20 protein-coding genes are annotated in these 21,131 nt (G+C 71.5%); 11 read left to right on the top strand and 9 right to left on the bottom strand.

All coding sequences use genetic code 11. From position 1 onward, the window contains the following. The first annotated feature begins 23 nt into the window (after window positions 1–23). Window positions 24–1,859, top strand: a complete 1,836-nt coding sequence (locus tag IE108_RS16025) for a SpoIIE family protein phosphatase (RefSeq protein ID WP_229851867.1) — start codon at window positions 24–26, stop codon at window positions 1,857–1,859. Here the strand turns inward: IE108_RS16025 and IE108_RS16020 are convergent. Continuing rightward, entirely contained in the window at window positions 1,763–3,019 is a 1,257-nt protein-coding gene (locus IE108_RS16020) for an FAD-binding protein (RefSeq protein ID WP_064730437.1), read from the bottom strand. The genes IE108_RS16025 and IE108_RS16020 overlap by 97 nt on opposite strands. Before the next feature lie 106 nt (window positions 3,020–3,125). On the opposite strand from IE108_RS16020, the gene IE108_RS16015 reads away from it, so the two are divergent. Further along, window positions 3,126–4,445 (top strand): radical SAM protein, encoded by a 1,320-nt coding sequence (locus IE108_RS16015; RefSeq protein ID WP_064730438.1) that lies wholly within the window; start codon window positions 3,126–3,128, stop codon window positions 4,443–4,445. 172 nt (window positions 4,446–4,617) lie between these two features. Here IE108_RS16015 and IE108_RS16010 read toward each other — a convergent pair whose 3' ends face one another. Further along, window positions 4,618–4,992: a hypothetical protein gene (locus IE108_RS16010; protein ID WP_064730439.1), complete on the bottom strand. Its 375-nt coding sequence runs from the start codon at window positions 4,990–4,992 to the stop codon at window positions 4,618–4,620. Window positions 4,993–5,635: 643 nt separating this feature from the next. Beyond that, a complete protein-coding gene (locus IE108_RS16005; RefSeq protein WP_064730440.1) occupies window positions 5,636–6,154 on the bottom strand; it encodes a nitroreductase family deazaflavin-dependent oxidoreductase in 519 nt (172 codons plus the stop codon). Window positions 6,155–6,279: 125 nt separating this feature from the next. On the opposite strand from IE108_RS16005, the gene IE108_RS16000 reads away from it, so the two are divergent. Both IE108_RS16000 and IE108_RS15995 read left to right on the top strand, forming a co-directional pair. Next, window positions 6,280–6,786: a MarR family winged helix-turn-helix transcriptional regulator gene (locus IE108_RS16000; protein WP_064730441.1), complete on the top strand. Its 507-nt coding sequence runs from the start codon at window positions 6,280–6,282 to the stop codon at window positions 6,784–6,786. A 243-nt stretch (window positions 6,787–7,029) separates the two neighbouring features. Continuing rightward, entirely contained in the window at window positions 7,030–7,734 is a 705-nt protein-coding gene (locus tag IE108_RS15995; RefSeq protein ID WP_064730442.1) for a DUF4396 domain-containing protein, read from the top strand. 182 nt (window positions 7,735–7,916) lie between these two features. Here IE108_RS15995 and IE108_RS15990 read toward each other — a convergent pair whose 3' ends face one another. The 3 genes from IE108_RS15990 to IE108_RS15980 form a co-directional block, all read right to left on the bottom strand. After that, window positions 7,917–8,453, bottom strand: a complete 537-nt coding sequence (locus IE108_RS15990; RefSeq protein WP_064730443.1) for a TerD family protein — start codon at window positions 8,451–8,453, stop codon at window positions 7,917–7,919. Window positions 8,454–8,604: 151 nt separating this feature from the next. Beyond that, window positions 8,605–10,311: a chloride channel protein gene (locus tag IE108_RS15985; protein WP_064732027.1), complete on the bottom strand. Its 1,707-nt coding sequence runs from the start codon at window positions 10,309–10,311 to the stop codon at window positions 8,605–8,607. Between the two features lie 166 nt (window positions 10,312–10,477). Next, window positions 10,478–10,696, bottom strand: a complete 219-nt coding sequence (locus tag IE108_RS15980) for a DUF1330 domain-containing protein (RefSeq protein WP_203237563.1) — start codon at window positions 10,694–10,696, stop codon at window positions 10,478–10,480. Window positions 10,697–10,848: 152 nt separating this feature from the next. Here IE108_RS15980 and IE108_RS15975 point away from each other — a divergent pair, with 152 nt between their 5' ends. Together IE108_RS15975 and IE108_RS15970 are read left to right on the top strand one after the other, a co-directional pair. Further along, on the top strand, window positions 10,849–11,937 hold the full coding sequence (locus IE108_RS15975; RefSeq protein ID WP_064730444.1) for a PP2C family protein-serine/threonine phosphatase: 1,089 nt from the start codon (window positions 10,849–10,851) through the stop codon (window positions 11,935–11,937). Window positions 11,938–12,093: 156 nt separating this feature from the next. Continuing rightward, window positions 12,094–12,579: a TrkA C-terminal domain-containing protein gene (locus tag IE108_RS15970; protein WP_159394634.1), complete on the top strand. Its 486-nt coding sequence runs from the start codon at window positions 12,094–12,096 to the stop codon at window positions 12,577–12,579. 81 nt (window positions 12,580–12,660) lie between these two features. On the opposite strand, the gene IE108_RS15965 is transcribed toward IE108_RS15970, so the two are convergent. Beyond that, window positions 12,661–13,629, bottom strand: a complete 969-nt coding sequence (locus tag IE108_RS15965; protein WP_229851853.1) for an SDR family NAD(P)-dependent oxidoreductase — start codon at window positions 13,627–13,629, stop codon at window positions 12,661–12,663. A gap of 63 nt (window positions 13,630–13,692) precedes the next feature. Here IE108_RS15965 and IE108_RS15960 point away from each other — a divergent pair, with 63 nt between their 5' ends. The 4 genes from IE108_RS15960 (at window position 13,693) to IE108_RS15945 (ending at window position 17,791) form a co-directional block, all read left to right on the top strand. Beyond that, entirely contained in the window at window positions 13,693–14,271 is a 579-nt protein-coding gene (locus IE108_RS15960) for a TetR/AcrR family transcriptional regulator (protein ID WP_064730446.1), read from the top strand. Between the two features lie 313 nt (window positions 14,272–14,584). Then, complete coding sequence (gene rsgA / locus IE108_RS15955; protein WP_064730447.1) at window positions 14,585–15,703, top strand: ribosome small subunit-dependent GTPase A; 1,119 nt, start codon at window positions 14,585–14,587, stop codon at window positions 15,701–15,703. 94 nt (window positions 15,704–15,797) lie between these two features. Next, window positions 15,798–17,276, top strand: a complete 1,479-nt coding sequence (locus tag IE108_RS15950; RefSeq protein ID WP_064730448.1) for a bifunctional transcriptional activator/DNA repair enzyme AdaA — start codon at window positions 15,798–15,800, stop codon at window positions 17,274–17,276. Beyond that, complete coding sequence (locus IE108_RS15945; RefSeq protein WP_064730449.1) at window positions 17,273–17,791, top strand: methylated-DNA--[protein]-cysteine S-methyltransferase; 519 nt, start codon at window positions 17,273–17,275, stop codon at window positions 17,789–17,791. Before IE108_RS15950 ends, IE108_RS15945 begins: the two co-directional genes overlap by 4 nt. Before the next feature lie 37 nt (window positions 17,792–17,828). On the opposite strand, the gene IE108_RS15940 is transcribed toward IE108_RS15945, so the two are convergent. Further along, window positions 17,829–18,314: a DUF456 domain-containing protein gene (locus IE108_RS15940; protein ID WP_064730450.1), complete on the bottom strand. Its 486-nt coding sequence runs from the start codon at window positions 18,312–18,314 to the stop codon at window positions 17,829–17,831. A 68-nt stretch (window positions 18,315–18,382) separates the two neighbouring features. Continuing rightward, complete coding sequence (locus IE108_RS15935; RefSeq protein ID WP_064730451.1) at window positions 18,383–19,366, bottom strand: TrmB family transcriptional regulator; 984 nt, start codon at window positions 19,364–19,366, stop codon at window positions 18,383–18,385. 268 nt (window positions 19,367–19,634) lie between these two features. On the opposite strand from IE108_RS15935, the gene IE108_RS15930 reads away from it, so the two are divergent. After that, window positions 19,635–21,116 (top strand): protein phosphatase 2C domain-containing protein, encoded by a 1,482-nt coding sequence (locus IE108_RS15930; RefSeq protein ID WP_064730452.1) that lies wholly within the window; start codon window positions 19,635–19,637, stop codon window positions 21,114–21,116. Window positions 21,117–21,131 lie beyond the last annotated feature (15 nt).

Raw genomic sequence — 21,131 nt, 5'->3', positions numbered from 1 at the left:
TCACGTCACGGGGACGATGCGCCATGAGTCCTGAAGACCGCACCGCGCTCGCGACCGCCGTCGACTCCGTGGTGGCGGGAGCGGGAGAAGGCGCGGCAGCGGCGCTCCGCTCCCTCCTCACCCGGTCGGACGCGGCCATCGCCACCTGGGACACCGACCTGAGATGCACCTGGGTGAACGACGCCCTCGAGCGCTACGACGGCATCCCGCGCGCCCGACGGCTGGGCCGCCCGCCCCAGGAGGCCCTGGCGGGTGACGCCTCCGAGCCGGCGGCGGTCATGCGGCGCGTACTGTCCACCGGGGAGAACGTGACCGGCCTCGAATACCGGGTACCGGCCGCCGGAACCGGCCGCGACAGAGCGCTGTCGGCCTCGTTTCTGCACCTGCGCGACGCGGCGGGCCGCACGCTGGGCGTGTGTCTCGTCGTCGAGGAGAAGTCGCCCTGGGCCGGAGACCGCCTCGCCGTGGTGAGCGAGGCCGGCGCCCGGATCGGCACCACGCTGGACGTCATGCGCACCGCGCAGGAGCTGGCCGACTTCACCGTGCCCCTGTTCGCCGACTACGTCACCGTCGACCTGACCGAGGCGGCCCGGCTCGGCGAGGAGCCGCTGGACCGGTACGGGCTGTCCGAGGGGCGCGTCCCCACCTTCCGGCGCGCGGGCAGGGCATCGATCCACCCCGGGGCCCCGGAGTCCCTGTGGACCACCGGTGACGTCGTCTACGTCCCTCGGCCCTCCCCCTTCCTCCAGGTGCTGTCCTCGGGCCGGCCCCTGCTGGAGCCGACGCTCGACCCCGCCTCCGACGCGTGGCTGGACAACGACCCCGCCCGCGCCCGGAAGATCATCGAGTTCGGCATGCACTCCCTGCTGATCCTCCCGGTCCTGGCCCGCGGGATCCTGCTGGGTGTGGCGGTCTTCGTGCGGACCGAGAACCCGGCCCCGTTCAACGAGCGCGATCAGCTGCTGGCCGAGGAACTGGTCGCCAGGGCCGCGCTGAGCCTGGACAACGCCCGCCGCTACACCCGCGAGCGGACGACCGCCCTGGCCCTCCAGCACAGCCTGCTGCCGCGCCACGTGGACGGCGGATCGGCCATGGACGTGGTGGCGCGCTATCTGCCGGCCGACGGCCGGGGCAGCGTCGGCGGGGACTGGTTCGACGTCATCACCCTGCCGCGGGGCCGCCTGGCCCTCGTCGTCGGCGACGTCGTCGGACACGGCATCGACGCCGCCGCCACCATGGGCCGGCTGCGCACGGCCGTACGTACGCTCGCCGACTTCGACCTGCCCCCGGGAGAACTGCTGACCAGGCTGGACCGTACGTTCATCCGGCTGGTGGAGGACGACGAGGCAGCCGGGGATGCCGTCCCGTCCATGGGGGCCACGTGCGTGTACGCCGTCTACGACCCCGCCACGCGGACCTGCTCGGTGGCCTCCGCCGGACACCCGCCGCCCGCCGTGGTGCGGCCCGGGGGCGGCGCCTCCTTTCTCGACGTGCCGCAGGGCACCCCGCTCGGGGTGGGGCTCGCGCCGTACGAGACCGCCGAGTCCGAGGTGGCTCCCGGAAGCCTGCTCGCGCTGTACAGCGACGGGCTGGTCGAGGAGCGCTACGAGGACATCGACAAGGGCATGCGGAGGGTGCGCGAGATCCTGGGACGGCGGGAGGAGTCGCTGGATGACCTCGCCCGCGCCGTGATCGGCTCACTGCCGGCGGAGGTACCCGACGACGACGTCACCCTCCTGCTGGCACGCGTCCTGCCGCCCGGTCACTCACCCAGCACCCCCCGCACGAACCCGTTGCCGAACTTCCCCGCCGGGTCCAGCGCCCGGGCCAGGGACCGGAAGTCGTCCAGTCGCGGGTAGAGCGCGCGGAGTGCGGCGGAGGGGGTGGTGAAGACCTTGCCCCAGTGCGGGCGGGGCGCGAAGGGGGCCAGGGCGCGCTCCAGCTCGCGCACCACCGGCAGCACCGCCGCCGTGTCCTCGACCCAGGTGAAGTGCGCCGCCACCGTGTCCCGGCCGTAGGACGGGCTCAGCCACTGCGCGTCCGCGGCGACCGTGCGTATCTCGCAGGTCTGGAGCACCGGCGCGACGACCTCCCGGATCGCGTCCATCGCGTGCAGGGCGGCCAGGGCGTGCTCGCGCGGCATCAGGTACTCCGACTGCAGCTCGGCGCCGCTGCTGGGCACGAAGTCCGCGCGGAAGTGCGGCAGCCGCTCGTGCCAGGGCCCCGGCACACCGGACTGCTCGGTGCAGTTCACCGCGGGCATGCCCGGCACCGGGTGCATCCTGTCGACGGCGGGCTTCGCGTACGGGAACTCCGGCAGCGGCTGGTCCGTGCGCCGCTTCAGCCACACCTGCCGGAAGCCCGGCGCCCGCCAGTCGGTGAACAGGCTCACGCTGTACGCCGACGCCATCACCGCCTCGAACGTCGCCGTGTCCAGACCCGCGAGCGGCATCTCCGTGAAGACGTGCTGCTCGACCTCGTAGGCCGGTTCCAGGCCGAGGGTGAGCGAGGTCACGACGCCGAGTGCGCCGAGCGAGGTCACCGCCCCGCCGAAGCGCCCGTCGCCCCGCGCGAGCGTCAGCGCCGAGCCGTCCGCCGTGATCAGCTCCACCTCGCGCACCGCCGACGCCAGCGAGCCGTTGCCCACCCCGGAACCGTGCGTGCCGGTCGCCACCGAGCCGGCCACCGAGATGTGCGGCAGCGACGCCAGGTTCGGCAGCGCCAGCCCCCGCGCGTGCACCCGCCGGGCCAGCTCGGCGTACCGGACGCCGCCGCCCACCCGCACCGTGCGGGCCGCCGTGTCGACGTCCACCACCGACGGCAGGTCGGCCAGCGACAGCAGGACGCCCCCGGCACCGGGCTGCGCGATCTCGTTGAAGGAGTGCCCGCTGCCCAGCACCCGCAGCCGCGCACTGCCCGCCACCAGGGCCCCCAGCGCCCGGGGCGAACGCGGCCGGAGCAGCTCCTCGGCCGTGTAGGTGATGTTGCCGGCCCAGTTGGTCACCGTGACGTCGCTCATACCGCGGAAACCTACCCGGCGCGCCTGGAGGGGCCCCCGCGCGGGAAGCCGCACGCCCGGGGGCATACCGTGAGAAGTCGAACGCCTGAGCCGGGAGGAGACACGGATGGGCAGCCGTACCGCGCTGGTCGAGGATCTTATGGAGCGCTTTCCGCACGTACCGCGGGAAGCCGTCTTCAAGGAGGACCTGCTCCGCGGCGGGGTGGCCTTCGACCCCTCCGCGCTGAGCGACAACGAGTCCGGCGAGGTCAAGCCGAAGTCGTACTTCATCTTCTCCTTCGACCACGGCACCCTGCCCGAGCTGGGCGAGGCCGCGCTGCGCCGCCCGCCCGAGGAGATCATCCTCACCGGCGGCCCCTACGACCTGCGCCGCACCGTCGTCTCGGTGCGCGTGAACCCGGGCTCCCCCTACCGGGTCGCCGCCGACGAGCACGGCCAGCTCGGCCTCTACCTCGACGGCAGGCGGATCTCCGACGTCGGCGTGCCGCCGATGCCCGAGTACTACCGCCACAAGCTCTCCAACGGGAAGTCCGTCATGGAGGTGGCCCCGACCATCCAGTGGGGCTACCTGATCTACCTGACCGCCTTCCGGGTCTGCCAGTACTTCGGCGCCAAGGAGGAGTGCCAGTACTGCGACATCAACCACAACTGGCGCCAGCACAAGGCGGCCGGCCGCCCCTACACGGGTGTGAAGGACGTCGACGAGGTCCTCGAGGCCCTCGACATCATCAACACCTACGACACGGCGAAGACGTCCACCGCCTACACGCTCACCGGCGGCGCGATCACGTCGAAGGTCCAGGGCCTGGACGAGGCGGACTTCTACGGGCGCTACGCCAAGGCGATCGAGGAGCACTTCCCCGGCCGCTGGATCGGCAAGGTCGTCGCCCAGGCGCTGCCCAAGGACGACGTCCAGCGCTTCAAGGACTACGGCGTCCAGATCTACCACCCCAACTACGAGGTGTGGGACGAGTACCTGTTCAAGATGTACTGCCCCGGCAAGGAGCGCTACGTCGGCCGCGACGAGTGGCACAGGCGCATCCTCGACTCCGCCGACGTCTTCGGCGCGCGCAACGTCATCCCCAACTTCGTGGCGGGCGTGGAGATGGCCGAGCCCTTCGGCTTCAAGACGGTCGACGAGGCCATCGCCTCCACCACCGAGGGCCTGCGCTTCTTCATGTCGCAGGGCATCACGCCCCGCTTCACCACCTGGTGCCCCGAGCCCACCACCCCGCTGGGCAAGACCAATCCCGACGGCGCCCCGCTGGAGTACCACATCCGGCTGCTCCAGGCCTACCGGCAGACGATGGAGGAGTTCGGTCTCTCCTCGCCCCCCGGCTACGGCCCGCCCGGCGCCGGCAACGCGGTCTTCTCGGTCAGCTCCTTCATGGACAGCCTCCCGGCGGACGCGCCCGTCGAGGTGTGAGCGGACGCGAGTTGAGTCCCCCGGCGTCGGCACGGTGCGTGACGGACGTTGTCGTGCTGACGTGCTCGGGGACTGCTCTCGCGGCACGTCGTACGGAGGCGGCGAACTCGGGCCACAAGGAGTGCTGGCCCATGCGGGTATGTTCCTGATCAGGTCTGTCAACGAATCTCGGTCAGTCGTCGATCACCGGCTGAAAGGTCTCGGAGAACTCGCCGTTCTCGATCAGTCCGGCGATCACGTCGGTGATGCTGTCGATGCCCGGTTCCCTGACGATCAGGCCGTCCGAGACCCAGAAGTACCGGCCGCCAAGCGCCTCGTCGGTCCCTGCCCAGAGTTTCAACAGGCGCTCGACTTCCGCGACGGTGAACACGGTCGCGGTCCAACGAGATCCATCCTTCAGAGTCACCAAGACATCGACGTTGCAGACCTCGTCCAGGGCCTCGCCGTCACTGGGCAGGAACGACGCTTCGAACCCCTCCATACGCACCCGATACCAGGGCTCGTCCCACCCTCGCTCGACCGGTTCGGGCGATGCGCTGCGGCTCATCGCGCGAGTGTCCCTGGTCGGGACATCGATCGCAATGGAGATCCCTGCCGGACTGCCACCACCCGCGACCGGAGTTGGGTCGCTGTGCCGTGACTGCCAGCCATCCGCGACCCGACTCACACAAGGGGGCACTCTTCCCGCGCCCCAGGTCGCTATCACTGCCGAGGGCCTTGGCGAACCCCTTGCGGTGGGCGGACTGGATCGGCCACGCACGCCGTTCTATGCGGCATCCGTCGACTCCAAGGCCGGCGCCGCCGGGGCCGGTGACTCGACTACGGCACTGGATGTCTGGGGCGGCGAGGTGCTCTCGGGACCTGTGGGCAGACCCGCGGGCTCTTTGGGGAGGCAGGAGAAGAGCCCCAGGAGAACGGCGAGCGCGGCCGCGCCCGCCAGGATGCGCCCGAGGCGATGTATTCGCCCTCGGGTGTCAAGGTGGCGCCATGGGGGTTCGGCCACTGGGTCGTCGCAGTACCAGGCGTCGCCGACATGGCTGTTCCCCGCCGGATGCCCAGTGCGTTCCCGGGCTGATGGCTCTCGCGGTGCGGACCGGGCGATGGCCTGCTCGCTGTCCGTCAGGAATTGTCTCCACACCGAATCAGCGGTTGGCTTCGGCACTTGTCGCTCATTTCGTCGTGTCGGTGTCTCAAGGGCGGCGCGGCGCGTCCGGCGGAGAGGCGTCTGTCTCGAGGCGCACGAAGGGGATCCTGCGCCCGGCTTCGCGTAGGGCGCTCTCGGTGCCGTCGGCGGGAAGTCCCAGGTAGGCGCATAGGCGACGGGCGGTGCGGGGGTGCCGTCGGCCGTAGTCCGTCATGACGTCGGCGCCGTCGTCGGAGGTGAGGAAACGGGCGGTGACGGCGTGGTGGCGGTTGCCGAACTGCACAACCGTCTTCGGCTGGGCACGCAGGTTTCGGTACCAGTCGGAGCGTGGTCCGAAGCCGGAGGCGATCGTCCAGCAGCGGTATGGCGCCTCGTACGCCACGACTTCGAGGACCACCCGGCGATCGCTTCCGCTGACCCGGCCCACATGGTGCAACAGCAGTAGCCGTCTGCCGAGCAGCGGCCCCAGGCCGGCCCGGAACAGGAGGATGGGCGCGCGAGCTGCCGTCCGACGCCAGCCGGTGGGAACGCGTGCTCTGGCGGGGTCCGCTTCGTCAGGTGTCATGCTCGCCTTCCAGAGGGTGGGCGGTGTCCACTCCCCGCCACAACGGGGCGGAAGACCCAGGGACGATCCGTTCGGTAGGTAAAATTTTGCACAGTCTAATAAAGAAATCTAGGTAGAAAGGATCCATGGTGGAGCGCGAGTCCCGCGAGGGGGCCATGGAGGACGTCGATGTCGTCACGCGGGAGGTGCTTACCGCTTCCCGACTGCTGGTGGCGGTCTCTGCCCGGTCCCTGTCCGCGGTCGAGGACCGGGTCACGCTGCCGCAGTTCCGGATGCTGGTCGTTCTCTCCACCCGTGGAGTCACCAAGCTCGTCGCTCTCGCGGATCTCCTCCGCGTAGCCCCTTCGACGGCCATGCGTATGGTGGACCGGCTCATCGCCACCGGACTGGCGGACCGCCAGGTCAATCCCGACAACCGGCGCGAGACTCTGCTGCGGCTGACGCCGGAGGGGCGCCGTACGGTCGAGGAGGTCACCGCCCGGCGGCGCACGGAGATCGCCGCCATCGTCGAACGTCTGAGACCAGAGCAGCGGATGGCGCTGATCGACGCCTTGGCCGCCTTCAACGAGGCGGGCGCGGAGCCCCCCGCCCCGGATGCCGGCGCCGTGCCGTCCCCGCTCGGCTGGGAATGACGACACCGTTCCCTGTTCTGCGGAGCGGGGCCCATGCGCGTTGAGGCTGCGCCGGAGCCCGCGTATCGCGCAAGCGGGTGGTGGCGGACGACTTCGACGAGCGGGTTCCTCTGAGAGGGACCCGCTCCGACATGGGACATCCGGGCCACGCGAACGGACGAGCGTCTCTGTGCTGACCGGCACACTCCGGGGTACCTGTCCACCCGAACACGGGCAAACTCGACGAACGGGCAGGGTGAACGGATGGAGCGTCATGTACAGCCGGCTGACTGGATCGAAGCGCTGGGTTGGTTCAGCCTCGCCGTTGCCTTCGCCAGTGCGCTCGTCGTCCTGGCCGACATCGTTCTCCGTGGCCACCGCCAGAAGATGTGGATCATGAATCTGGTGTATCCGGTCACCGCCCTGTACTGGGGGCCGGTCGCCCTCTGGTTCTACTTCACGCGCGGTCGGCGCACCTCGAAGCCGGTGGTCCGGGAACAGGGCATGCCCGACTCCGACAAGCTGCCCCAGTGGGACGTGCAGTCCAAGGCCGTCAGCCACTGCGGGGCCGGGTGCACTCTCGGAGACATCGGTGCCGAGTGGCTCGTGTACGCGGCCTCACTCACCCTCGCGGGCAAGGCCCTCTACGCCGACTTCGCCCTGGACTTTGCTTTCGCTTGGATCCTGGGCATCCTTTTCCAATACTTCACCATCGTTCCCATGCGCAACATCGGTCGGCTCAAGGGCGTCTGGGCAGCCGTGAAGGCCGACACCCTGTCCATCGTCGCCTTTCAGATCGGCCTCTTCCTCGGCATGTGGCTCTACCAGGAGGTCATCTTCTCGCCCGGCCTGCCGAAGACCAGTGCCGCTTACTGGATGTTGATGCAGTTGTCCATGGTTCTCGGCTTCTTCACCGCCTGGCCGGTCAACGCCTGGCTCGTACGGATCGGCTGGAAGGAGAGGATGTGAACCCGGGCGCAGCCTCTGCCAGGGTCACCGATCCGTGGCCCGGGACGTTCGCGATCCCACCCGTGCGCAGAAGGGCACCATGACAAGCACGCAGACCAAGCAAGCGGCGACCGCCATGCCGGGCCGGAGCATGAGCTGGTCGTCACCGATCGGGTGCTGGTGACGCTTGCGTCGTCTCGCGGTCAGGTCCGTGGTGGGCTGCCCATCTCTTGGGTGAAGAGGACAGGGTCACTGTCGAAGCCTCGCACCGCTTCGTGGAACTCCCAGGCCCCGGAGGCGTTGCGGGTGAACTCCGCCACCGTGGCGGCAGTGGCCCCGGAGACCTGCTGGAAGTCGTCCGTCAGAAGTTCCTCGTATCCCTCCGTGACGACCACCCCGGTGTTGGAGACATCGCCGAAGGTTTTGTGTCCGTCGTCCTGATGGATCGCCACTCCGACGACTACGCGTACGAAGGAGGTTGCCAGGCGGTCGAGTTCGAACGTCATCTCCTCGACGAAACCGAAACCCTGGCCGGTCCGGCTGTGCCGGCTCATGTTGATGGTCCCGTCCGGCGATCGCTTGTCGAACTGGACGACGTAGACGGGCCGCCCGTACGGCGCGTCCACGGCGTAGGTCGTGGCGATGATGTCGAGGTGGTGAGGCGGCCGGTCCCAGGCGCTCGGATCCCACTTGAGCCGCACATCGACCTTCTTCAGCCCCTTGGCGTCGCTGCTGCTCACCGGCTTGCTGTCCCCTCATTGCAGATCACCGCGGGGCGACCCCCGCATATCAAGTATGAGCCGTCCGGACCGCAGGGGCCGTGGTCATGGGCCGGGTCTGCCGCGGTCACCACGGAAACGTGCGCCGATTCCCGGAAATACCTCTCCTCTGTCACCGTGGAGGCGCGGCAGTCGGGGTGTCCTGAGGCGGATGCAGTGATCTCAGGGCGCCTTGATGGCTCAGCCAGCCCACCGGTTCGTCCCCTCCGGCGTCCAGGACCGGGAGTCCCGTGCCGGAGGCCGACAACAGTGGCTGCAGCGCGTGTACGAGTTGCTGGTCGGCGGTTACGCGGTGAGGCATCTCCACGAGATCGCCCGTCGTCGAAGGCGCGCCGTCGGGTTGTTCCGTCAGTGCTTCGGTCACGGCGCGCGCGGTGACGATGCCCAGGTAAGCGCCCTCGGGATCGCGGACCGGCAGAGCTCCGTGTTCGGAACGGCTCAGGAGAAGAGTGACTTCAGCCAGTTCCAGGGAGTCGGCCACCGGGGTCGGCAGCGGTTCCATGACACTGGCGACCGCCTCGCCGCCGATGGCCGCGCCTGCCGCCGGGCCCTCCAAATCGATGCCGCGACGGCGCAGTTTGAGGGTGTAGACGGTGTCCCTGCTCAACATCCGGCTGATGACGGTGGCCAGGACGATCGCCAGCATCAAGGACAGGATGATCGAGTACTCGCCGGTGAGTTCGAAGAGGATCACCACGGCCGTGATCGGGGCACGGGACGCGCCCGCGAAGACGGCCCCCATGCCGACCAGAGCGTACGCGCCGGCCGCGCCCGCGGACCCGGGCAACAGGGTGTGCGCGCCGGCACCGAAGGCCGCGCCCAGCGTCGCCCCGATGAACAGGCTGGGTGCGAACACTCCGCCCGATCCGCCGATGCCGATGGTCAGACTGGTGGCGATCATCTTGCCTGCGAGCAGGACCAGGAGGAAGCCGATCGCGTACTTGCCCTCGGTGGCGCCTTCCAGTACCGGGTAGCCGACGCCGTACATCTCCGGCAAGGCGAGCAGCACGATGCCGAGAGCCAGCCCGCCCACCGCCGGACGCAGCCACTCCGGCCCGCGCCAGACCCAGTCGCAGGCGTCCTCGATCGCGTACAGGACGCGCGTGAAGGCGACCCCGACCCCGCCCGCGAGGACTCCCAGGACGGCGAAGAGGGCGTACTGGATCAGGTGCTGGACATGAAAGGCCGGCAGGGTGAGGAAGGCGACGTCCTCGAAGGCGGCGCGGCCGATGATGCTTGCCACGACGCTGGCGAGGACGGTGGCACCGAACGCCTCGATGCTGAAGGCGGCCAATATCAGCTCCATCGCGAAGATGACGCCTGCCAGCGGGGCGTTGAAGGTCGCTGCGATGCCCCCCGCCGCGCCGCAGGCGACCAAGAGCTTCACCCGGTCCTCGGTCAGTCTGGTCAGGCGGCCCAGAGTCGACCCGAGCGCGGAGCCGATCTGCACGATCGGTCCCTCGCGGCCCACCGACCCACCCGAGCCGATGGTCAGGGCCGAGGCGAGGGTCTTGACCACGGCGACCTTGGGACTTATCCGCCCTCCGCGCTGCGCGACCGCGAGCACGACCTCCGGGACACCGTGACCGCGTGCCTCCTTGGCGAACCGGTTCACCAGCGGCCCGTACAGCAGTCCGCCGACGACCGGCACCACGAGCACGAAGAAGGGGCCCAGCCAGGAGACGTGCGGATTGCTGCTCCCGGGTGCCGCCGCGTAGTCGTCGTGTCCCGAGAAGAGCCGGGTGAAGGTCTGGATGCACCACCGGAAGGCGATCGAGCCCAGCCCCGTCCCGGCCCCGACCAGCATGGCCAGGCCCATCATCGAACCCCGGACGTCCGATGCCGGGTGTCTGGCCCGTCCCTCACCGTGTATGACGCTCACTGCTTCCCCTTCCGTACTTTTGCATTATGCAAATAGCGTCAAGGGGGGTGAGGAGTCGCGGCACGTGCGGCACCTCTGCAGCGGCGTCAGGCACCGCTGTGCGTCACCCCACTCGTCGCGTCCACGGGGTGGTCGGCTGGAGCCCGGCCTCGTCGAGTGCGCGGGATCTGAGAGAGGTGATCTCCCGGTGGGCGGGGTCGGCGACCATGCGGATGAACGCCTCACGGCTCGGATAGCGCACGAGAAGCACGGCGTCCCACGCCTGTCCCTGCGCGGCGACCAGAGGGGTGTCCCCGTCCGGAGCGATGCAGGGCGAACTCACGCCAGGCCGTCTTCGGGCGTGCTTGCCGAACGTGCGGTATCGCTTTGGCGGACGTCGCTCAATCGAAAAGACTTTTGCATAGTCTAAAGGTGGGAGGGCGTGTGAAGACAGCTACCGGGCCACTCGATGCCCAGAGACCGCAGGAGAGCACCGTGAACGTGGACAAGCCATCCGGTTCGGCGGTGCTGGCCTGGACGCCGTGGGCGGCGATGGCCGTGGTAGCGGTCGCGGACGTCATCGCGGGTCCCGACGTCGGCTTCCTGCCGCTGGTTTCGCTGGGGCCCGCCTTCGCCAGTCTGATCGGCGACTGGCGCCGTACCGCCCTGATCGGTGTGGTGGCACTCGCTCTGACGGTCGCCCTCGGCCTGTACGACGGTCTGTTCGAGGGGCGCCGGGGTCTTACCGCCTGCCTGTCGGTGGCTGGGGTCACCGGGGTCGGCTTGGCCGCCGCAGTACTCAGAGGACGCAGGGAAGCGGAGTTGGCCAGTGTTCGGTCGATCGCGGAGTCCGCCCAGCGTGTGCTGCTCCGCCCGGTGCCCTTGACGGTGGGCCCCTTGCAGATGGCCGTCTCGTACACCTCGGCCATCGCCGAGGCTCGCATCGGCGGAGACCTCTACGAGGTCGTCGCCTCGCCATACGGTGTCCGTGTGATCGTCGGCGACGTGCAGGGCAAGGGCTTGGCCGCGGTCGAGACGGCAGCGGTGGTGCTCGGCGCGTTCCGTGAGGCCGCCCACGACGAGCCTGACCTGGTCGCGTTGGGGGAGCGTCTGGAACGCAGCCTGTCCCGGGAACTGCAGGGCGAAAAGTTCGTCACCGCCGTCTTGGCGGAGATCCGCACCAGGGAAGAGGCGGTCTTCCTCAACTTCGGACACCCGGCGCCCATGGTCGTCCGCGCCGACAGCACGGTCGACTTCCCGGAACCCGCGTCCTACGCGCTGCCCTTGGGGCTGGGAATGCACGGAACCGACGGACCTCAGCCGTACAGTGTGGCGTTCGTGCCCGGTGACCAACTGCTGCTGTACACCGATGGTGTCACCGAGGCACGTGACGAGAACGACGCCTTCTACCCACTTGCCCAGCGGGCCTGCCTGCTCCATGAGCCGGATGTGCACGACGCCTTGGAGGCGCTGCGGCGAGATCTTTCGGAGCACGCCGTCGGGCCGCCGCACGACGACGCCGCGATGCTGCTGGTACGCCACCAGGGAGGAACAGTCGACGGCGAGTGGAGGAAGCTCCGATAGGGGACGTGGCGCAGCCCGGCCCGGAAACGCTGGGGGCCTCCCCCCGCTGCGTAGGTCGAGATCGCGCCGCCCTGTTTGTGCCTGCAGCGCCGGGGATACCCATTCAGCACCTTGTGTCGCTCGACGCCGTTGGTGCTGACCGCGCTGCTGTGGCCCATGGATCTCAGCCGTGGGGAGAAGACGTTCCTCGCCTTCACCGGGCTCAAGGGGTGCCGTGCCGGTTCTCCTCGGCAGCTACCTCGTGAGTCCGGCGTCGGGTACGCCGACCGGCTGTACGACGTCGTGTTCGTCGTCGTGGTCTTCTCCGTCGTCGTACAGGGCTCCCTGGTACCCACGGTCGCCCGCTGGTGCCGGGTGCCCATGCGGTCCGTGGAACTGGAACCGTGGGCGCTGGGGGTACGACTGCGGGACCGCCCGGAGGGCGTGGCCCGGCACTTGGTCGAGGAAGGGTCACCAGCCGAGAGCAGCACGGTCGACGGCTTGGCCATCGGCGAGGACGCCTGGGTCAGCATGGTTGTCCGGGAGGGCCGCATCGTGCCTGTCAGCGGTGCGACGCGCCTACGGGCCGGCGATGAGGTACTGCTGATCGCCGGTGAGGACGAGAACGCGATCGCGGACCTGTTCACCGCGCGGGGGACGTGAGAGGCGTAACGGGGCGTACTGCTCGGCCTCCTGCCCGGATCACGTGGATTCCGGGGTCGGCTTTCGTGTCAACTCAAGGGATCAGGCGCGGAGTAGCTGGGCCGAGACACTCCAGAGGCGCTTCGCGATGGCGGGATCGAGTGCCCATTCCTTGACACCATGAGGGTGTTGCGCGAGGTCGGCGTCGTTCGGCACGGTATAGGCCTCTTGCGCATCGTCGAGGTAGTGGCCTCCGGAGCGGGCGAACTCGGGGGTGACGGCCGCGACGATGCTGGTGGCGGCCCCCTGCTCGACCGTCTTGTAGGTGAAGACTCCGGCGGCCTCGGCTGCGGCGAGCGATTCCTTCTGTTCCGGTGTGAAGTTCCGCTGCAGGCCGGTTGCGATACCGCCGGGGTTCACCGCGTTGACGACGATGCCGTCCGACGCCCAGAGGCGGGTCGCTTCGACGGCGAAGAGAGAGTTCGCCGTCTTCGACTGGGCGTATGCGATCTGCGGGTCGTAGCCGCGGCGTTCGAAGTGGAGGTCGTCGAAGTCGATGCCGGAACGCATATGCGCGGTCGAACTGACGGAGACGATTCGCGCTCCGTCGCGGTCGGCCGCTCCCAGAGCCAGGGCGTCATGCAGGCCCGTGGCCAGGGCGAAGTGGCCAAGGTGGTTTGTCGCGAACTGCAACTCCCAGCCGTCATGCGTCCGTTCGAGGCCGCCGGTGACCACGCCGGCGTTGTTGATCAGTAGGTGAAGGGGGCCGTTCCAGGCGTGGACCAAACGTGTGACGGAAGTCCTGTCGGCAAGGTCGAGCCGGACTACTCGGGGGCGGATCCCTTCGGTCGATTTCTCGATCGCCTCAGCGACGGCCTCACCTGCCGTCGTGTTCCGGACGGCGAGCGTGACCTCCGCCCCCGCGGCGGCCAACGCGCGAGCCGTCTCGATCCCGAGTCCGGAAGAAGCTCCCGTCACGATCGTGCGGACGCCGGCGAGGTCAACGCCTCGCAGCACCTCGTCCGCGGTGCTGCGGGCAGTGAAGGCTGTGGAGATGAGTGCGCGAGTCACGACACCGACTATACGCACTAGACTCGACTTGTATAGTTCGATTCCCGCTCGTAGGCTCGCTCCATGAGCAGTCCCGATGCCGGCCACCAGCCGTCGACAGTCGCCGATACCGACCGCCGTACCCTGGTTCTGGACTCCGCGATGGTCACATTCGCGCGATTCGGTTACCGGAAGACGTCGATGGAGGAAGTGGCGCGGGCGGCGGACATCTCCCGGCCCGGGCTCTACTTTCTCTTCTCCTCGAAGGAGGCGCTGTTCCGCGCCGCGGTAACCCAGGCACTGGAACGGGACGTCGCAGCGGTCGAGCACATCCTGGGCGAGACCGACCGCCCTCTTCCGGAGCGCCTCGTCCGAGCATTCGACCAGTGGGCAGGTCGCTACATCGGCCCGCTGACGCGTGACGTCGCGGCGGTCATCGAGGGAAATCCCGACCTTCTCGGAGAGGTCGTGGAAACCGTGCCACGACGTTTCGAGGAATTGATCACGCGCGCAATCGCAGTCGAGTCAGGACAAGACGCGGCACCCCTGGTCGCACAGACGCTGATCAGCGCATCGATCGGCGTCAAGCATCAGGCCGCATCACGGGAGTTCTACCTCGGTCGGCTGAAGGTCGCTGTCGATCTCCTGGCGCCTCAGACATGATCGGGGCCGCTCCCCGCTCACCCGCCCGACTCGGCTTGCCGTCACCGCCGCGGTCATCCTCGTCGCGCCCGAGGCCCGCGCGGTAATTCGGTGGTGAGCTTCGAGAGAGGCCACTAGAGTTCTGTTCGTTCCCGCGGCTGTTCTGCCGCTGCTGCTCGCTGGTTGTGACCTGGGAGGTGTTGACCGATGGCTGTCGTTGCGACGGGCGTTGCCCGCATCCGGAAGTTCATCATCACGTCCACCTCCGTGGCAGCCGGCTGACACCGTTACCGCAAACTTCACCAGCCGGGGCCGCCCCTCGAAGGGTCACCCCTTGTCTTCCCACGCTTCCACCCCGTCCCACTCCACCTCCGCCTCCTCCGCCCTGGCCGCGTACGGCTGGGACGAGGACTGGGCCCGCGCCTTCTCCCCGTACGCCGCCGAAGGGCTGCTGCCCGGCCGGGTCGTCCGCGTCGACCGGGGCCAGTGCGATGTCGCCACCGCCGACGGGACCGTGCGCGCCGACACCGCGTTCGTCACCCCGCACGACCCCCTGCGGGTCGTCTGCACCGGCGACTGGGTCGCCCTCGAACCCGACGGCAACCCGCGCTACGTCCGCACCTGCCTCCCGCGCCGTACCGCCTTCGTCCGGTCCACCTCCTCCAAGCGGTCCGAGGGGCAGATCCTCGCCGCCAACGTCGACCACGCCATCGTCGCCGTGTCCCTCGCCGCCGAGCTGGACCTCGCCCGGATCGAGCGCTTCCTCGCCCTCGCCTGGGAGTCCGGGGCGCAGCCCGTGGTGGTCCTCACCAAGGCCGACCTCGTTCCCGACCCGGTGACCCTGGCGTATCTCGTCCAGGACGTGGAGACCACCGCGCCCGGCGTGCCGGTGCTCAGCGTCAGCGCCGAGCGGGGCGAAGGGCTCGACGTCCTGTCCGCCGTCGTCGGCGGCGGCACCGCGGTGCTGCTCGGCCAGTCCGGCGCCGGCAAGTCCACGCTCGCCAACGCCCTGCTCGGCGAGGACGTCATGGACGTCCAGCGGATCCGGGACGTCGACGGCAAGGGACGGCACACCACCACCACCCGCAACCTGCTCGCCCTGCCCGGCGGCGGAGTGCTGATCGACACCCCCGGGCTGCGGGGCGTCGGACTCTGGGACGCGGGCAGCGGCGTCGGCCAGGTCTTCGCCGAGATCGAGGAGCTGGCCCGCGACTGCCGGTTCCACGACTGCGCCCACGAGCGCGAGCCCGGCTGCGCCGTCCTCGGCGCCGTCGACTCCGGCGAGCTGCCGGTCCGCCGGCTGGAGAGCTACCGCAAGCTGCTGCGGGAGAACCAGCGCATCGTCGCCAAGACCGACGCCCGGCTGCGCGCCGAGATCCGCAAGGAGTGGAAGCGCAAGGGCGCCATGGGTCGCGCGGCGATGGAGGCCAAGCGCGGCGGCGCGCCCCGGTAGCGCCGGGCGCGGCCGCAGCCGCGGCCGCGGCCGCTCGGACGTCGTGTCCGATTTCCGCCAGCCCGGTCCGCCGGACTGGCGGAGACTGGACAGCGTGACCGGGACAGCACAGCGCACAGCGCACGAGGACAGCAGGTCCGAGGACAGCAGGCCTGAGGGCAGCAGGTCCGAGGACAGCAGGTCCGAAGACAGCAGGTACGAGGCCGTACGCAGCCGGGACGCCCGGTTCGACGGCGCGTTCTTCTTCGCCGTGCGCACCACCGGCATCTACTGCCGGCCCAGCTGCCCGGCCATCACGCCGAAGCGGCACAACGTGCGGTTCTTCGCGACGGCCGCCGCCGCGCAGGGCTCGGGGTTCCGGTCCTGCCGGCGGTGCCGCCCCGACGCCGTGCCGGGCTCGGCCGAGTGGAACGTCCGCGCCGACCTCGTCGGCCGGGCCATGCGGCTCATCGGGGACGGCGTCGTCGACCGGGAAGGCGTCACCGGACTCGCCGGCCGCCTCGGCTACAGCGCCCGGCAGGTGCAGCGGCAGCTCACCGCCGAGCTGGGCGCCGGACCCGTCGCGCTCGCCCGGGCCCAGCGGGCGCACACCGCGCGCGTCCTGCTCCAGACCACCGGACTGCCCGTCACTGAGATCGCCTTCGCCGCCGGATTCGCCAGCGTGCGGCAGTTCAACGACACCATCCGCGCCGTCTACGCGGCCACCCCGAGCGACGTCCGCGCCGCCGCCCCGGCGGCCGACCGGGCCGCCGCCCGCACCGCCACCCCGTCCGCCGGCGTACCCCTCCGGCTCGCCCACCGCGGCCCCTACCAGGCAGGCCCCGTCTTCGACCTGCTCCAGCGGGAGGCCGTCGCCGGCATCGAGGAGGTCGCCGGGCCGCCCGGCCGGCGCCGCTACCGGCGCACCCTGCGCCTGCCCCACGGCACCGGCATCGTCGCCGTCGAGGAGCACCGGGAGACCCGCGGCGGCAGCGGGGGCGGCTGGCTGGACGCCCGCCTCCACCTCACCGACCTCCGCGACCTGACCACCTCCGTGCAGCGGCTGCGGCGGCTGTTCGACCTGGACGCCGACCCGTACGCCGTCGACGAACGCCTCGGCGCCGACCCGCGCCTCGCCCCCCTGGTCGCCGCCCGCCCCGGACTGCGCTCGCCCGGCACCGCCGACCCCGCCGAACTCGCCCTGCGGGCCCTGGCCGGGCACGCCGCGGCCGAGCGCCTGGTCGAGCGGTACGGCGAGGCCCTCGACGCCCCCTGCGGCACCCTCACCCACCTCTTCCCCGAACCGGCGGTCCTCGCCGAGGCCGAACCGGACGGCCCCGTCGGCGCCCTCGCCGCCGCCCTCGCCAACGGCACCATTCGCCTGGACCCCGGCGCCGACCGCGACGACGCCGAGCGCGCCCTCCTCGCCGTACCCGGCATGGACGCCCGCACCGCGGCCGTCGTCCGCACCCGGGCCCTCGGCGACCCCGACACCGCCCCGCCCGACCCGACCGTGCCCGACAGCTGGCGCCCCTGGCGCTCGTACGCCGTGAACCACCTGCGCGCCGCAGGAGACTGGGAGCAGGACCGATGACCCCGACCACCACCGCCACCCCCGTGACGTACTGGACCGAGACCGACAGCCCCGTCGGCCCGCTGCTCCTGACGGCGGGCGCGGACGGCGCGCTCACCTCCCTGTCCGTGCCCGGGCAGAAGGGCGGCCGGACCGTCCAGGACGGCTGGCGGCACGACGCCGGGCCCTTCCGGGCGGCCGAGGAGCAGCTCGCCGCCTACTTCGCCGGGGAGCTGACGGACTTCCGGCTGCCGCTGCGCGCCGAGGGCACCCCCTTCCGGGAACGGGTGTGGGCCGCCCTCGACGACGTCCCCTACGGCGCGACCACCACGTACGGGGAGATCGCCGCGCGCATCGGTGCCTCCCGGCCCGCGGTGCGCGCCGTCGGCGGCGCGATCGGCGCAAACCCGCTGCTGATCCTGCGCCCCTGCCACCGGGTGATCGGCGCCGGCGGCGCCCTGACCGGCTACGCCGGCGGCCTGGACCGCAAGACCCGGCTGCTCACCCTGGAGGGCGCCCTGCGCGAGCGGCACTAGTCCGCCCTGGGTGCGCTCGCCCCCGTGCGTGGCCGGCCTAGCCCCCGGCCAGCACCGCGCCCACCCACGCCCCGGTGATCAGCAGGCAGGCGAACAGCTCCGTCAGGACGTCGGAACCGCCCGACCGCATCGCGGTGCGCAGCGCCGCCTTCGCCTCGCCGTGCCCGCCGAGCCGCAGCCGCTCGGCGAGGTAGATGCCGCCCATGAAGCCGGGGACCGCGCCGAGCACCGGGACCAGGACGAAGCCCAGGACCGCGCCCGCGCCGCCGTACGCGGTGAGCCGGCGCATCGCCTCGTCCCGGCGGCGCCTGCGGGTCGGCAGCGCCCAGCGCACCGCCCGGGCCAGCAGCAGGACCACGGTGGCGCCGACCAGCACCGCCCACGCGAGCGGCCGCGGATCCTTCAGCGCCCACCACAGCACCCCGGCCCACACCAGCCACGACCCGGGCACGCCGGGAAGCAGGACGCCGCACAGCCCGAGCAGTATCACCAGGCCGGCCAGCAGGAGGTCCCACGCTCCCATCTGTCCAGGGTGCAGGAGTCCGGCCCGCTCCGCAGATGTCGGGGCGGGAGGGAGCCGGCGGCCGGGGGTCAGGGCTTCCTGGCCACCCAGTTCCGTTCGTAGGCGTGCCAGCCCAGCTGGAGACGGGTGGTGACCCCGGTCAGCTCCATCAGGCGCTTCACCCGGCGCTGCACGGTCCGCAGGCCCAGGTCGAGCTGCTTGGCGACGCTGGCGTCGGTCAGCCCGGCCAGCAGCAGGGAGAGGATCTCCAGATCGGTGCCGTCCGGCGCCTCCGGGCCGTGCTCGGTCACCCCGGACGCGCCCAGGCGCAGCGGCAGCGCCTGCCGCCACACCTCCTCGAACAGGCCCGACAGCAGCTCCAGCAGTCCGCTGGCGTGCACCACCAGCGCGGCCGGCTCCGCGGAGCGCGTGGTGAGCGGCACCAGCGCGAGCGCCCGGTCGGCGACCACCAGCTTCGTCGGCACCCGGTCCACCACCCGCACCTGCTCGTCGCGGCCCAGCGCGGCGGTCAGTTCGGTGATCCCGGTCGGCTGGTCCAGCACCGACCGCTCGACGACCACCCGGTAGCGGACGCCGCGCCCGGTGGCCTGCTCCTCCGCGTCGTTCTCCATGCCGGTGACGGCGACCGGGTTGCCGGTGACCAGCGCGCAGACCTCCTCGGTCGCCCCGAGCTGGAGCTGGAGGAAGCGCCGGGCGACCGCCGCGCCGCCGGTCACCACCTCCACCAGGTCGTGCACCGCCGGTTCGGCCGCCGCCGCCCGGTACTCCTCGGCGAGCAGGGCCGCCGCCAGCTCCGCCTTCTCCAGTTCGTGCCGCCGCTGGGTGAGCAGCGCGCCCAGGGCCACCCCCGGCGGGGCCGCGACCCAGCGGCCGGGCCGGGCCGAGGACTGGGCGGCGAGTCCGTTCTGCTCCAGCAGACGCAGCGCGCGCTCGGTCTCCCGCTCGCCCAGCGCCAGCCGCCGGGCCAGGTCGGGCACGTCGGCGGCGCCCAGGGACACCAGCGCCCGGTACGCCGACTCGTGCGCGTCCTCCAGCCCCAGCACTTGCAGCATCAGCCGTCGTCCCTCCCCGGTCACCGGCGTCCGTGGCGGAAAACGGCCACGGCGCAAACCCGCCTCCGCACATCATCGCCGTACGGCCGGTCACTCTGCCAAGGTGGCGACGCCGGGCGGTTCTCCCGTGGGGGGTGGGACCGCTCGGCCACTTCGCTTCGCGAACCTGTTCGAGGTACCCCGCGACACGCCGCCCGGCGCGCACCGGCCCGCCGGAATTTCCCGATGCCCCGTTTCCATCCGGCCCCATCGGTGGACAATCAAGAGCATGAGTCAGCAGGGGGGAAGGCCCACCGGTCCTGAGGACGACTGGTGGGGGCAGCTGTACGACGACTCCACCGACGACACCGGCCCCGCGGCGGCCGCCGATTCCCTGGACGACCGCTTCGCGTCGGCGTCGGACACGGTCACCGACGGCACGGCGCCGCCCGCCGTCCCGGGCCCGCGCACCGGCCCGCCGACGTCCGCCACGGCCCCCGAACGCCCGCGGCCCGCCCCGCCCTGGCAGCCGCCGCCCGCCGCACCGCCGCCACCCACGTCGCCGCCACCCACCCCGCCACCGTCCCCGGCACCCCAGGCACCGCGGAAGGAGCCCGCACCGCCGGGTGCGGCGCCCGGCCAGCCGCGCGGGCGCACCGCCTCCGCGAGCGGGCCCGCGGACCTCCGTGAGCCCCGGGAGACGGAGCTGCCACCGCTGCCGCCGCCGTTCCGGCCCTCGGTGCCGCCGCGGCCGCTTCCGGAGCCCGGCGCCGCAACCGCCCGGGACTACGTAGGGTCCGGGCCGCCCACCTACGACGCCGAGCCCACCGCCCTGCCGCCCGCCGATCCCGACGGACTCGACGACCTGGTGCCGGACACCGTGCTGGAGGGCGCCCGGTACGGGACGTGCACCCTGCGGGCCGCCTCGGTGCGCGGCGACTCGGCCCGCTACCGGGGCGAGCCGCGCCGCGACGCGCTGCTCGTCGCCCGGTTCGGGACGGGCGAGGAGGCGCTGGTCCTGGTGGCCATGGCCACCGGCACGCGCGCGACCGCCGGCGCGCACCGCGCGGCGGCCGAGGTCTGCCGGTGGATCGGCCGCGCCGTGGGCCGCAGCCACGCCCGGCTCGCCGACGACCTGCGGGCCGCCCGGCGCGGCGAACTCAAGTCCGGCCTGCACCGCCTGACCGACCGCAGCCTCGGCCGGCTCCGCGCGGGCGCCGCCGAACAGGGCCTTTCCCCGCACGAGTACGACGCCTCGCTGCGCTGCCTGATACTCCCCGCCGACCCCGCCTGCCGCACCCGGGTCTTCTTCGGCGTCGGCCCCGGCGGGCTGCTGAGGCTGCGGGAGGGCGCCTGGCGGGACATGGAACCCAGCGCGGGCGACGTCAGCGGCGAGCCGGTCCTCGGCTTCGGCTCGGGGCCCCGGGGAGCGCCCGACGACCGGCCGAGCGAGACGCCCGACGGCGACCGGCTCACCATGGACCTCGGCGTCACCGCGGCCCCGGGCCCGTACGACGCACCGCCCCCCGACGAGCCTCCCCGGCGGCCGTTCCGCTTCCGGGCCTCCGTAGCCCGCCCGGGTGATGTGCTGCTGATGTGCACGACCGGCCTGGCCGAGCCGCTGCTGACCGAGCCCGAGCTGGGCGGGCTGCTCGCGACGCGGTGGACGGGCCGCACCCCGCCCGGACTCGGGGACTTCCTGGCCGACACCGGCGTCCGGGTCAAGGGGTACGCGGACGACCGTACGGCGGCCGCCGTTTGGGAGGCGTGAGGCCGCTCGCTGTGC

It is taken from the genome of Streptomyces parvulus, from assembly GCF_014648855.1.
Taxonomy (GTDB): Bacteria; Actinomycetota; Actinomycetes; order Streptomycetales; family Streptomycetaceae; genus Streptomyces; species Streptomyces parvulus.
This window is presented reverse-complemented; position numbering and strand designations above follow the sequence as displayed.